The organism is Mucilaginibacter sediminis, assembly GCF_051903035.1.
In the GTDB taxonomy this organism is placed as follows: domain Bacteria; phylum Bacteroidota; class Bacteroidia; order Sphingobacteriales; family Sphingobacteriaceae; genus Mucilaginibacter.
Genome location: NZ_CP170602.1, coordinates 4,741,112 through 4,754,657, shown reverse-complemented (window position 1 = coordinate 4,754,657; position 13,546 = coordinate 4,741,112). Strand labels below are relative to the sequence as shown.

15 protein-coding genes are annotated in these 13,546 nt (G+C 43.3%); 11 read left to right on the top strand and 4 right to left on the bottom strand.

Annotation, left to right across the window (positions count from 1 at the left end; genetic code table 11):
• Positions 1-11 precede the first annotated feature (11 nt).
• Positions 12-806, bottom strand: a complete 795-nt coding sequence (locus ACFGVS_RS19460) for a DUF1223 domain-containing protein (protein ID WP_439695226.1) — start codon at positions 804-806, stop codon at positions 12-14.
• Positions 807-1,061: 255 nt separating this feature from the next.
• Here ACFGVS_RS19460 and ACFGVS_RS19455 point away from each other — a divergent pair, with 255 nt between their 5' ends.
• The 7 genes from ACFGVS_RS19455 (at position 1,062) to rmuC (ending at position 5,960) form a co-directional block, all read left to right on the top strand.
• Entirely contained in the window at positions 1,062-1,634 is a 573-nt protein-coding gene (locus ACFGVS_RS19455; RefSeq protein ID WP_439695225.1) for a sigma-70 family RNA polymerase sigma factor, read from the top strand.
• A 12-nt stretch (positions 1,635-1,646) separates the two neighbouring features.
• Entirely contained in the window at positions 1,647-1,925 is a 279-nt protein-coding gene (locus ACFGVS_RS19450) for a hypothetical protein (RefSeq protein WP_439695224.1), read from the top strand.
• A gap of 82 nt (positions 1,926-2,007) precedes the next feature.
• A complete protein-coding gene (locus ACFGVS_RS19445; RefSeq protein ID WP_143065338.1) occupies positions 2,008-2,253 on the top strand; it encodes a hypothetical protein in 246 nt (81 codons plus the stop codon).
• An 85-nt stretch (positions 2,254-2,338) separates the two neighbouring features.
• Positions 2,339-2,920 carry a peroxiredoxin-like family protein gene (locus ACFGVS_RS19440; RefSeq protein ID WP_439695223.1) on the top strand — a complete coding sequence of 194 codons (582 nt, stop codon included), beginning with the start codon at positions 2,339-2,341 and terminating at the stop codon, positions 2,918-2,920.
• Positions 2,921-3,213: 293 nt separating this feature from the next.
• Positions 3,214-3,723 (top strand): molybdopterin-binding protein, encoded by a 510-nt coding sequence (locus ACFGVS_RS19435; RefSeq protein ID WP_439695222.1) that lies wholly within the window; start codon positions 3,214-3,216, stop codon positions 3,721-3,723.
• A 4-nt stretch (positions 3,724-3,727) separates the two neighbouring features.
• Positions 3,728-4,357 carry a DNA-3-methyladenine glycosylase family protein gene (locus tag ACFGVS_RS19430; protein ID WP_274210735.1) on the top strand — a complete coding sequence of 210 codons (630 nt, stop codon included), beginning with the start codon at positions 3,728-3,730 and terminating at the stop codon, positions 4,355-4,357.
• Between the two features lie 229 nt (positions 4,358-4,586).
• Positions 4,587-5,960: a DNA recombination protein RmuC gene (gene rmuC, locus ACFGVS_RS19425; RefSeq protein ID WP_090651487.1), complete on the top strand. Its 1,374-nt coding sequence runs from the start codon at positions 4,587-4,589 to the stop codon at positions 5,958-5,960.
• Between the two features lie 191 nt (positions 5,961-6,151).
• Here the strand turns inward: rmuC and ACFGVS_RS19420 are convergent, their stop codons facing one another.
• The 3 genes from ACFGVS_RS19420 to ACFGVS_RS19410 form a co-directional block, all read right to left on the bottom strand.
• A complete protein-coding gene (locus tag ACFGVS_RS19420; protein ID WP_274210733.1) occupies positions 6,152-6,514 on the bottom strand; it encodes a TM2 domain-containing protein in 363 nt (120 codons plus the stop codon).
• A gap of 193 nt (positions 6,515-6,707) precedes the next feature.
• Positions 6,708-7,010, bottom strand: coding sequence for a DUF2752 domain-containing protein (locus ACFGVS_RS19415; RefSeq protein ID WP_439695221.1), 303 nt, complete (start codon positions 7,008-7,010; stop codon positions 6,708-6,710).
• Positions 7,003-7,416, bottom strand: coding sequence for a DUF4199 domain-containing protein (locus ACFGVS_RS19410; protein WP_090651488.1), 414 nt, complete (start codon positions 7,414-7,416; stop codon positions 7,003-7,005). The genes ACFGVS_RS19415 and ACFGVS_RS19410 overlap by 8 nt, the downstream gene beginning before the upstream one ends.
• Positions 7,417-7,577: 161 nt before the next feature.
• Here ACFGVS_RS19410 and mfd point away from each other — a divergent pair, with 161 nt between their 5' ends.
• The 4 genes from mfd (at position 7,578) to ACFGVS_RS19390 (ending at position 13,538) form a co-directional block, all read left to right on the top strand.
• Complete coding sequence (gene mfd, locus ACFGVS_RS19405) at positions 7,578-10,931, top strand: transcription-repair coupling factor (RefSeq protein WP_439695220.1); 3,354 nt, start codon at positions 7,578-7,580, stop codon at positions 10,929-10,931.
• Positions 10,932-11,123: 192 nt separating this feature from the next.
• Complete coding sequence (locus ACFGVS_RS19400) at positions 11,124-12,098, top strand: YeiH family protein (RefSeq protein ID WP_439695219.1); 975 nt, start codon at positions 11,124-11,126, stop codon at positions 12,096-12,098.
• A 98-nt stretch (positions 12,099-12,196) separates the two neighbouring features.
• Positions 12,197-12,769, top strand: coding sequence for a cupin domain-containing protein (locus tag ACFGVS_RS19395; protein ID WP_439695218.1), 573 nt, complete (start codon positions 12,197-12,199; stop codon positions 12,767-12,769).
• A 313-nt stretch (positions 12,770-13,082) separates the two neighbouring features.
• On the top strand, positions 13,083-13,538 hold the full coding sequence (locus ACFGVS_RS19390; RefSeq protein ID WP_090651492.1) for a GNAT family N-acetyltransferase: 456 nt from the start codon (positions 13,083-13,085) through the stop codon (positions 13,536-13,538).
• Positions 13,539-13,546 lie beyond the last annotated feature (8 nt).

Here is a 13,546-nt window from a genome sequence, read left to right as displayed (position 1 = left end):
ACTGCTGTTGGCTATTTACTTACGCCGGTATCAAAGCCCGATTTTGCCGCGGCCAATATAGCACCATTGCCGGTGTTTTGTACAAAGCCAATAACCTCATAACCGGCAGCGCTAAAACCATTTGGCAAAGCAATATTTGCTGTGCCGACGCCAGCTGTGTTTAATGGTACGCTTTGTAGGTTACGTACTATTTGCACATGCGATAGTGTGCGGCCGCCGTTTTCGCCACGCTGCACTTTGGTTTGCCCGTTTTTTTGTACCAGGGCCAATAGTAATGTGGTGTTCTTGCCTGCACCTTCGGCCTTGTATTGCACGGCAATGTGGCCAGCGCTATTTTGCGCGTTAAGCGTTAGGCCGCCCGCCGGGGCAGCGCGTAAGCCGGCGGTTATGGCGTTACGCAAAGTACCTTCTTCCGATCCTACAAATTCCTTATGCCCGTTAACCACTATCTGTGGCGTATAAACCGATTGCAGGTTTAGCCAGTTAGCATATTGGTTTTGGCGTTTCGAGTAATCGGCACTGCTAAAAGGATCTTTCCAGCCCAGGCGGTTCCAATAGTCAACGTGGAAAGCCAAAATGTAAACCGGTTTATCGCCATCTTCCTTCTGTATCCGGGCAACCAGCTCATCGGCCGGCGGGCAACTGGAGCAACCCTCGGATGTAAAAAGCTCAATTACCGCAAATCCGTTGCCTGTAATTTTGGGGTAATTTTTTTTTGCCGCGTTACCAGGGATAGTAAATGCTGTTGTTGCCAAAGCCGCTACTGTAAGGCCGGCTGCAATGGCCAATATTTTAAATCGTTTCATAATTTTTATCAGTTTGATATACGTTTTTATGGCTTAGTCGGCTTGTTTTGGATATCCTTACAAAAAATTATTTTTTATTTGACAGGCCCGGTAGCAGGCAAATAAATGCGTAATTAAAATATAATCAACAGGATATATGTAAATTTAAGCAATTATAAACCGGTTTCGGGCAAGTAAAAAAAGCAATATTTTATTGTAAGGATTGGACGGCATAAACGACTAATAGAATAAAGGTTTTATGAAAATACTTATTTAATGGCTGCTGATAACCAACTTTTAAACCCCAGGCTTTGGGTTGAAACCCATGCCGATTATCTGTATGGCTATACGCTGTCGCGATTGAACGACGAAGAACTGGCTAAAGACCTGGTGCAGGAAACTTTTTTGGCGGCTTTACAAAGGGCCGATAAGTTTGAGGGCAAAAGCTCCGAACGTACCTGGTTAACAGCTATCCTTAAAAACAAGATAATTGATATTTACCGGAAAAAATCATCGGGCTTAAAAAATACCGATGTTAAACAGGCCGAAGAGGAGCTGCAGGATTTTTTTGACGAAGACAACGGGCATTGGAATAAGGCCTACCAGCCAAAGCCTTTTGGTATTGAAGACCATGACCCGTTGGCAGGCAAGGAGTTTAACAGCATATTACAAAAGTGTATGCAAAAACTACCCTCCCTTTGGATGGCTGTTTTCACCATGAAACATATTGATGATGCCACTACAGATATTATTTGCAGCGAGCTTAAAGTTACACAGGCCAACTTTTGGGTAATTATTCACCGGGCCAAGCTTAACCTCAGGGCTTGCCTCCAAAAAAACTGGGCCTAAAAATTTAGCAACATGAGTCCACTAAAACATATCATATACAATTGCAGGCAGGCTACATTTTTGATTGAAAAAAAACAATACAAAAAATTGAGCTTCCGCGAATTTATCGAACTGCGCATCCACCTGGCGGGATGCTCGGTTTGTACATTGTATAACAAGCAAAGTCGCGTTATTAACCAAATGGTGCAGCAGCTTTTTCATGACTCGATGAAAAACGAAGGGGCACATCTTGACGAGGGTTTTAAAAAAGAGCTGCAACACCGCATTGACGAGGAATTAAATAAAAATTAAAATATTTTGTAAGGTATCATTAAGCCGCCCGACTAAGGTTGAAATGTTAGTATAAAACAACATGGAAACTAAAAATCAAAGTATGAAAACAATTATTTCAGGCGCATTGGCAGCAACAGTAGTTGCACTATGTTTAACCCTTAACGTGCAGGCTAAATCATTAACTCCGGCAAATTTAAAAGCACCGGTTACCGCAGTAAGCGATACCGGCAAAATGGCCAAAGGCAAAATGAAAATGGCTAAAATGGAAAAGAAAAAAATGGCCAAAATGGAAAAAAGCAAGATGAAGATGGATAAAATGAAAAAAGACACAGCAGGTAAAATGTAACCTGGTTTTGGTTTGTTGATCGTTTAGAGGGAGGTGATGCTCCCTCTTGTTTTTTAATCCTATTTTATAATTCTTAATTAATTGAATGATGAAAAAATACGTTTTAATTGTAATGCTTGCTTTTACAGGCTTACACCTTCGCGCGCAAACAGGGCTTAACAAAGGGGACAGCGCACCTGTTTTTAGTACTACCGATAATGCCGGCAAAGCCGTTGATTTGAAAACTTTATTAAAGGCGCATAAATCGGTAGTGTTGTTTTTTTATCGTGGCGAATGGTGCCCTTATTGCAATAAACACATTGCCCAGTTGCAGGATTCGTTACAACTGCTGAGTGCAAGGGGAGCCTACGTAATTGCGGTAACTTCCGAAACTAAGGAAGGGATTGGCAAAACCGTCAAAAAAACACATGCGTCATTTTCGATAGTGCAGGATAAAGGGTACACCATTATGAAAGATTATAAGGTTAATTATGTACTTGATGATGCCACCGTAGCTAAATACAAAGGCTTTGGCCTTGATTTAAATGTAAGTAACGGCAATACCGACCATGTACTGCCGGTGCCTGCTACCTATGTAATTAATCAATCGGGAAAAATTGCTTTTGTACATTTTAATAAGGATTATACCAGGCGGGCATCAATAAGCGATATTATGCGGGCTTTATAATGGCAACGCTGATTGGCAGGTCATAGATGAACGTCGGCTGATCCTGGTTAAATGATCCAGGTACCAAAGGGCCTTTTCTTGGCCAACAACAGGCACAAATATTTGGATGCGCCTAAATTGCGCGCTCAGTTTAGTGTTAACCATGATAAAATATAAAATATTGATTATAAAATATTTATAATATTTTATCTGAAATGTGTTAAGTTATGTTAACCCAATTATAAGCGTTGACCCGGGTGTAATCGGGGAGTCTTGTTTAAATTTTCGATAAGGCTCCCTATATTTACCAAACCATGAAAAAGCTACTGCTAATTGCATTACTATATAGTACGACAGTCTTTGCCCAGGAAAAACTTAACCCAACACAAAAGTTTAGCATTACCGGGCTGGTTGTAAAACAATCGGTCATCACTATTGATTCCATTATGCAGTACAAAGTGCAGGATATTGGTGAAATGAACGTGACCAACCATTTAGGTGAATTTAAACATAAAGACGGCCGGTTGAAAGGCGTTTTACTGAAAGATATTTTAAGCCACACTGCATTTAAAACCACCAGCCACAAGCTGCTGAGTACTTTTTATTTTGTTTGCCAGGGTATCGATGGCTACAAAGTGGTTTACTCATGGAACGAGCTATACAATACCGAAGTAGGCAATTATGTTTTTATACTGACAGAAAAGAATGGTATAAAAGCCGATAAAATGCCCGAAAGCCTGCAAATGAGCTCGGCTGCCGATTTTAAAACCGGCCGGAGGTATTTACATAACCTGGATAAGATCATTGTAAAGCAAGCCGAATAAACCCATGTTCGACCGGATTAACCATACCAACTATCACCAAATTTGTGATGAGCTTGCTTTAGCCGATCCTGATCTGGCTGATGTCATTAGCGCATACGGCTATCCGCCGCTTTGGTCGCGGCCCAACACGTTCGAAACCCTGGTGCATATTATCCTGGAGCAACAGGTTTCGCTGGCCTCGGCGCTATCCGCATTAAACAAAATGCGAGAGCGGGTACAGAAGATTACCCCGGCGAGGGTGCTATTACTTACCGACGAGGAATTTAAAGCATGTTACTTTAGCCGGCAAAAAACCAGCTATACCAAATACCTGGCCGAAGCTATCATCAGTGGCCAGATGGATTTAGTAGCCCTTGAACAATTACCTGACGACGTTATCCGCGCTAAACTAACCGCCCTGAAAGGCATCGGTAACTGGACAGCCGATGTATACCTGATGTTTGTGCTGCAGCACGCCAATGTATTCCCCATTGGCGACCTTGCCGCGGTGAATGCCTTAAAGCGGGTAAAAAAACTGCCAAAAGATGCGACCAGGGAAGAAGTGCTTGCCGTGGCCGAACGATGGGCGCCATATAAAACCGTGGCAAGCATGTTGTTATGGCATTATTATCTATCGGCGTCGAAGGGGAAATAAACACATTGTACAGTCGGCTCGCCACCATGCAATAAACGTCATTCCCCCTTCAGAATTTTGAAAAATTCGTAACTCAGGATGACAAAAAGATCGTTTTCAAAACACTTTAGGAGTAACAAGATGAACTTCCCACGCTTTGTTGGCCGAAGTCCGTCCAGTTCAAGCAGATCGCTATTATCTATGGCATTACTAAAAATATTAACCTAAATTTGCTAATATTTTTATCAAAATGAATTCAGAGATACTGATTATTGCCTCGGTTGTTATACTGCTGATAGCCGTTTTGCTGTTTATTAAAAAACCCAAAGCCATTGAGTTGATCTCGGCAGACGATTTGAACCGGCTGCGCTCAGAGAGCGACCAGCTTAAAATTGCTTTGGCCAAAGCCGAAGAAAAAGCCAGCGGCCTGGCCAGCGAAAAAGAAAACATTACCCAATTTTTAAAAGACGAGAAAAACCGGCTCTTGGATGAGTTGCTATATGAACGTACCCAGTTAGCCACTGCCAATAAATCGTTGGAGAACGCCCGCGCGTACTATACCTCGCAGCAGGAAAAAATGCAGGAGCAAAAAGTGGAGATAGAACAAATCCGCACGCAGTTCCAGCGGGAGTTTGAAAATGTGGCCGAAAAACTGCTGAAAGAAAAATCAAAAGAGTTTATTGATGTAAACCGCAACAATCTCGACCAGATTTTGAATCCGCTTAAAGAAAACCTGAAAGCTTTTGAAGACAAAGTAGAGAAAGTTTATAATATGGAAGCCGCCGAGCGCAACACCCTGAAAGGTGTGATAACCCAATTAATGGACCTGAACAAACAGATAAGCGACGAGGCGCAGAATTTAACCAGGGCGCTTAAAGGCGACAACAAAAAGCAGGGCAACTGGGGCGAAGTGATCCTGGAGCGGGTGCTGGAGAGGTCGGGCCTGGTGAAAGACCAGGAGTACCGCATACAGGCTGCCATGCAGGCCAATGACGGCACCCGCTATCAGCCGGATGTAATTATCGACCTGCCGGATGAAAAACACCTGGTTATCGACTCTAAGGTTTCGCTGATAGCTTACGAAAGGCTGATAAGCGCCGAAACCGAAGAAGACCGTAAGCTATTTGCCAAAGCGCACGTAGAATCAATTAAAAACCATATCGGTGGTTTATCGGCCAAAAAATATCACGACCTGTATAAAATAAACTCGCCCGATTTTGTACTGCTTTTTGTACCGATAGAATCGTCGTTCAGTATAGCCGTACAACTGGATGGCGAGCTGTTTAACTATGCCTGGGATAAAAAGGTGGTGATAGTAAGCCCATCTACCCTGCTGGCTACTCTGCGCACTATTGCCAGCATGTGGAAACAGGAGCGCCAAAACCGTAACGTATTGGAGATAGCCCGCCTTAGCGGCGATATGTACGATAAATTTGTGGGCTTTTTAGGCGATATGGATAATATTGGCAAAAACATTACCTATACCCAAAATGCTTATAACAGCGCCGTAAATAAACTATCAGACGGCCGCGGAAACCTGACCACCACAGCCGAAAAAATCAAAAAGCTGGGCGCAAAAGCCGATAAACAAATTGACAACAAGTATTTGGGGGAGGAGAGCTGAAATCCGAAGGCTAAAAGCGCAAAGCCGAAGGCAGAAAGCGAAAGGCAGAAAAAAATAAGCAAATTCCGCTTGGGCGCTCCGGCTTTAGGCCTTCGGCTTTGCGCTTTCAGCTTACGAAAAAATCCACCCCGTAACAGAAGGTGGATTTTTTTGATATATATATGTTGAAACTTTGCCCGTAACCGGGAAACTTAGTTGGTCATTTTAGCGATATTGAAGCTCTCGAAGGCCATTTTTTGATTGTACTCGTTGGCAATGCCCTTATAATTAATCAGGTCGACGATGGTACCGATAAAGCAAAAACCTGCGGTAAAAAAGTATACAATACCCATTCCAATCTGGTCGGTCATAAAACGTTGAATACCTGATACACCAAGGAAACCCGCAAGTGTAGCTAACAAAATATCCTGTGGGTTGCGGCGTTTGCTGGCGTAAACACCCATAAAATAACGTTGCTGGTTTTCGGTTAAAGCGGCGGTGGCCTGTTGTACAAAAGAAAATTCTTCAGGAGTCATTCCGTCGAACATCATATATGAATTTGGGTAAGTGCTCATTTTAGTAATGATTAAAGTTTGTGTTTGTTTTGATGATATAAAGGTACATCGGCACACGGAAAACACCTACGGGATATAGGTTAGCAGGGCTAACAAGTCGGTGAAACCGTAGGTTTTGGCGGTGAAAAAGAGCCTCACCTAAATCCTCTCCAAAGGAGAGGACTTTAAAAAGCAGATTGGTTTCCTTTGCAAGTCAAAAGCCCTCTCCTTTGGGGAGGGTTGGGTGAGGCCTTGCCAAAACATATATCCTATGAAATATCACCAGCACGGCCGGTATGCCCAACCAATGCGCATGAAATGAATTGGAAATTTGCCCGTGAAACAGGTAGATAATGGAGTGCCCCAAACCGCAGCCGGGGCACCAGGTTATCCCCATCAATTTTAAAGGGCATAATGTAAAATGCGATGTGGCCTGTGGCGAGGTAAACGCCAGGCACAGCATTGCGGTAATCCAGAAAATGAGTTCAAAATAGTCGCGAAAAAGCTGTTTAATCAACTTTGTTTGATTTATTGGTAAACAGTAAAGATACCGCAAACGCCAATAAAACGCCAACTAACAAAGCACCAAAGATGCGGCCGGATGATTCCTTAAGGATATCATTCATGGATACACCACTGTAGCTAACATATAAAATCGTGGCAAAAACGGTTACAATACCGCCGGCAATCAATATTTTAAAGCTTTGTATCAGCGCTTCAAAAAATCCCATCTGGCCGTTACAATCATTTTGGCGATAACTATAAATGCCAATTAATAAGCCAATGGCCGGGATAATAAACGAAAAGTATTCAAGCGTGGCTACTTTGTCGCCGGTTGGTGTAATTCCCGAGGCGTGCATAACATACATCCAGATTCCGCTTAATATGCCAATAATAACGCCCCAAATAATTGCATTCTTCATGATATATAAATTTTGGTTTAAAAAATTTAGGTTGAGCTACGGGAGAAATAATACCCTAATTTATCATTAAAAAGTAAATAAGCCATCATATTGTTTGCATTGTTTTATACTATTTATAGCTGTTTATTTAAAAAGGCTTTTTTGCTTACATTTGCAGCAGTTTGAACATCCGTGATATATTAGATAGGTATAAAGCTGATGACCGGATTAAAGCATTAGCGCTTGCGCTTAATGCGTCAAAAAATCCAAGGGTACAGCTGCGTGGTTTAGTCGGATCGAGTGATGCGGCCATGGCGGTAGCATTATATTTTTTGCAGCACAAGCACATGGTGTTTGTGTTGCCCGAGCGCGAGGAAGCCGGGTATTTTCAGGCCGACCTGGAAAACCTTACAGGGAAAGAAGTATTGCTTTTCCCCTCATCATACCGCAAACCATTTGAATTTACCCAGCCCGACAGCAGCAATGTACTGGCACGTGCCGAAGTACTCAACGAACTTAACCATGCTTCGGAATTTGGCCAGCTGATAGTTACCTACCCAGAGGCCCTGGCCGAAAAGGTGATTGACCGGGCATCACTTGAAAAAAACACACTCGAAATTGCGGTAAGCAATAAACTCAGCATCGAGTTCATCAACGAGTTTTTAATTGAGTACGATTTTGAGCGCGTTGAGTTTGTGTACGAGCCGGGGCAGTTTTCTGTGCGTGGCGGCATTGTAGATATCTTTTCATTCTCGCACAACCTGCCTTACCGGGTGGAGTTTTTTGGCGATTTTATTGAATCTATCCGCACGTTCGAGATTGAAAGCCAGCTGTCTGTTGAGCAGGTAAAAACCATTACCATTGTGCCCAATGTACAATCTAAATTTTTAACAGAAAGCAATATCTCGCTGTTGGAATATGTAGAGCCTGGTACCCAGGTTTGGATTAAGGACGTACAGTTTACATTGGATATCATCCAAAGCGGCTTTAAAAAGGCCACCAACTTGTGGAAAGCATTATCTGCAGACGAAAAAACCCAAAACCCGGACTGGATTGATCCTAAATTTGGCTTCACCGACGAAAAACTTATTGCCGACCAGCTGTTTGATTTTCCCGTGGTGGAGTTTGGCAAACAGTTTTTTTATCAGCCAAGCGCATCAATCAATTTTGACATGCGCCCGCAGCCGTCATTCAATAAAGATTTTACGCTGCTGATCCATAACTTTAAAAATAACGAAGCGGAAAAGATTGAAAATTTTATCCTCACCGATTCATCGCGCCAGGTTGAGCGTTTGTACGCCATATTGGATGATTTGGATAAAACGGTAAAATTTACGCCAATAAGTATCTCAATCCGCGAAGGTTTTGTTGACCACGAGCAAAAGCTGGCATGCTACACAGATCACCAGATTTTTGATCGTTATTATAAATACAAGCTCAAAAAAGGCTATCAGCGCTCGCAGGCCATCACCCTAAAGGAACTGCGCGACCTGAAGCCCGGCGATTACGTTACCCATATTGATCACGGCATAGGCAAATATGCCGGGCTGGAAAAAGTGGAGGTAAACGGCAAGCAACAGGAAATGATCCGCCTGATTTATGCCGATAACGATCTGTTATATGTAAACATCAATTCGCTAAACCGAATTAGCAAATACAGCGGCAAGGAGGGCACCGTTCCACGCATGAACAAGCTGGGAACCGATACCTGGGAACGCCTGAAGAAAACAACAAAAAAAAAAGTTAAAGACATAGCCCGCGACCTGATTAAGCTTTACGCCCTGCGCAAAGCCCAACATGGCAATGCTTTTTCGCCCGATAGCTACCTGCAAACTGAACTGGAGGCCTCTTTCTTGTACGAGGATACTCCCGACCAGGAAAAAGCCACTGCCGACTTTAAAAAAGATATGGAATCGCCGCACCCTATGGACAGGCTGATTTGCGGTGATGTGGGCTTTGGCAAAACCGAAGTAGCCGTTCGCGCTGCTTTTAAAGCCGTTGCCGATAGCAAGCAGGTGGCCATATTGGTACCAACCACTATTTTAGCGGCCCAGCACTACAAAACATTTACCGATAGGCTCAAGGGGTTCCCGGCTAATATAGATTACATTAACCGCTTTAAAACCAGCAAGCAGATAAAGGATACTTTAGAGAAGCTGAAGGAAGGTAAGGTAGATATCATTATAGGTACCCACCGCCTGGTAAGCAAGGATGTAAAGTTTAAAGACTTGGGGCTGATGATTATTGACGAGGAGCAAAAGTTTGGTGTAAGCACCAAAGAGAAGCTGAAGCAAATGCGAGCCAATGTAGATACACTTACGCTTACGGCTACACCGATACCACGCACCCTGCATTTTTCGCTAATGGGCGCAAGGGATTTATCCATCATATCAACACCACCACCCAACAGGCAGCCGGTAGTTACCGAGTTGCATGTATTTAACGATAAACTGATAAAAGAAGCTGTTGAGTTTGAAATTGAGCGCGACGGACAGGTTTTTTTTATCCATAACCGTGTAGCCGATTTGCCGCAGTTAGGCGGCATGATTCACAAACTGGTACCTAAAGCCCGTATTGGTATTGCCCACGGCCAGTTGGAGGGCGATGCGCTTGAGGATGTAATGCTGAAATTTGTAAATCACGAGTACGACGTGCTGGTGGCTACTACCATTATTGAAGCCGGCCTGGATATCCCGAACGCCAACACTATCATCATCAACTACGCCCATATGTTTGGCCTGAGCGATTTGCACCAGATGCGCGGCCGCGTAGGCAGGAGCAACAAAAAAGCTTATTGCTACCTGTTGAGCCCGCCGCTGTCAACCCTCACCAGCGAGGCCCGCAAGCGCCTTAGCGCCATTGAAGAGTTTAGCGACCTGGGCAGCGGCTTTAACGTAGCCATGCGCGATTTGGACATCCGCGGCAGCGGAAATCTTTTAGGGGCAGAGCAAAGCGGCTTTATTGCCGAAATAGGCTTCGAGATGTACCATAAAATTTTGGACGAAGCCATCCAGGAGTTAAAGGACGATGAATTTAAAGGTGTATTCCCGGATGATAAGCCACGCCCATATATTTCCTTCACCCAGATAGATACCGACCAGGAGATCCTGATCCCGGATGAATATGTAACCAATTTGTCCGAGCGTTATAATTTATACACAGAGCTATCCAAACTGGAGCGGGAAGTTGAACTATCGGCCTTTCAGCAGCAATTGCATGACCGTTTTGGGCCTATACCGCCACAGGTACATGACCTGCTGAATACCATGCGCCTGCAATGGATGGGCAAGGCTATCGGTTTTGAAAAAATTTCGTTAAAAAAGAATGTGCTGCGCGGGTACTTCATCACCAATCAGCAATCATCCTACTTTGAAACCGAAGCATTCCACAATGTGCTGGCTTTTGTACAGGCCAACCCAAGGCGTACTAATTTAAAAGAAGTTAAAAACACACTAAGGTTAAGTGTTGAAGGTGTGCATAGTATTGATCAGGCGCTGGTATTTTTGAATGAGATGGCGGGGTTGGTTGGGGTGTAACCAACAAGTCTTGTCTATATAGAATTTGCTGGAAATCTGGCTTCACCGCCGTTGCTGCTTTTCCTGTTTGCAGCTTTTCATTTGGCACGTACAATCCATCGGTTAAATAACTTTTAGTTATCGGACATTGCATAATGTGATGAAAATTCGGGCATTTGATTACGGAGTTTTGCCGTGTCAAAAAGAAGAAACATGAACACACAACCGCCATTAATCTCGCCAACAGGGTTCATTTTGAACACCAGTGAAAATATCCGGAGAGTCATTTTTATAACCTGCATCCTCTTTTGTATTACACCCTATATTAGCCCGGCCGTAGCGTTGGTTATGGGCCTGGCTGTTGCCCAGTTCACCGGTCACCCTTATTTACACATAAATCATAAGGCCACTCACCTGCTCTTGCAAATTTCTGTTGTGGGTTTAGGTTTTGGCATGAATGTACATAGCGCCTTACAGGCTGGGAAGGAGGGCATATTATTCTCTATAGCTTCTATCACATGTACATTTATATTTGGCCATTTTATAGGAAAATGGTTAAACATTGAAAAGAAAACATCTTATCTTATATCTTCAGGTACCGCCATATGCGGCGGAAGCGCTATTGCAGCTATATCGCCCGTGATTAAGGCTGGGGAGAAGCAAATATCCGTTGCCCTTGGCTGTGTATTTATCCTCAATTCGGTAGCCCTGTTTGTTTTTCCGGCAATAGGGCATCACTTTAACCTTACTCAAACGCAATTTGGCTTATGGTGCGCTATTGCGATACATGACACCAGCTCGGTGGTTGGCGCTGCGGGTAAATATGGTAGCCATGCGCTGGAAGTGGCCACCACGGTAAAACTTACAAGGGCTTTATGGATTATACCGGTTGCTTTTCTGTCGGCCTTTATTTTTAAAAACAAGTCAAAAAAAGTTAGCATTCCTTATTTCATTGCCTTATTTGTACTGGCAATGGTCGCTAATACTTATATTCCGGTTATAAAGCAGGTTCGTCCGTATATAATTACCATTGCCAAAGCCGGCTTAACACTCACGTTATTCCTTATCGGTGCCGGATTATCCGGAAAGGTACTTGCTTCTGTTGGCTTCAGACCGTTGCTTCAGGGTATTGCCCTATGGATTATCATTTCTGTTACTGCATTGTATGCGGTTATGAACCTGGCTTAATTTGGTGAAGCGCCTGTAGATTTAATTATTGGGGTTGATGATGTTCTGCTTGTTTTTATAACTAACTTTATATCAGCATGTAAATTTAAAATCTACTTATGAAAAGGAATAAATTCATTGCCGCTGTTTTGACATTTGCCGCGGTTCCGTTTGCACCGTTTGCGGCCATTATTTCAAAGAAAAGCTTAATCCGCGTTAACAAGGGCTTTAAAATACAGGCCGGCGAAGGCCGGATACATGGGCATATTAAATTAAAAGGGGTAAACTCAAATATTTTGGATGTGAAGATATCCGGGAAAGATACCGATGGCGAATTGGCTATTTTTGAGCAAACCAGCTTGTCGCAGGGCAGAGGAACGCCATTGCATATCCACCCTACACAGGATGAAATATTTTATGTATTGGAAGGATCGTATTTTTTTAAGGTAGGCGAGGATAAATTTCATTTAACTACAGGTGAAAGCATCTTTTTGCCAAAGAATGTGCCGCATGCCTGGACCCAGGTAAGCGCCAAAGGAAAGATGACGGTAACTTTGCAACCAGCCGGTAAGCTTGAAGAATTTTTTGTGGCCATGCAATCGCTTGATCATGAACCATCGGACACCGAGCTTGCAAAAATTTTTTCCGATCACGAAATGCAGTTGCTCGGCCCTCCGCTTAAGGTTGAATAGGTTAGCATTCAAAAGCGGTAATATCTGCAGCTATTAGTGCAAAATAAGCTCAAAAGCCAGCCCCGGGATATACTCAACAAGTTGAAAAGTAATTGAACTTATCGGGAAACAAGGCCCAAAAATGTTTTGTTTTCCAGAAAACGGAAACCAAAATCGTTAAAACCCTGTTGTTTGCCATTTTAAATCGCTTATAACTATTGGTTCAGCTATTGAATTGTTGGCAATGTTCTTTCATAGTTAAAAGAAATTTTCTCATAAAGTTAGTTAGGCCGTTCACCCAAACAATTAACTTTGCCTTATCCATATCTGGCCCATGAACTTAACTTATCAAATAAGGCTTTTCAGCCACCTTAATGTTAATGAACTATACCAACTACTCCGCCTGCGCAGCGAAGTGTTTGTGGTAGAACAAAACTGCGTGTTTTTGGACCAGGATAATAAAGACCAGCAATGCTATCATCTTTTATTGTACGCCGATGGCAAGCTGGCAGCTTACAGCCGGCTGGTTCCTGCTGGCATATCATACCCTGAAGTTTCTATAGGGCGGGTTGTTACTTCGCCGGCTTTCAGGGGAACCGGTCTTGGCAGAAAAATTATGGAACTTGCTATTCAAAGCTGCTATGATGTATTTGGCCCGGCAGCTATCCGTATTGGCGCGCAAACTTACGCCCTTTCGTTCTACCAGTCGCTCGGCTTTGTTTCGGAAGGCGAGGTGTATGACGAAGATGGTATTGAGCATATTGAAATGGTGCGGAGTTTATCCAAATAACTTTAACC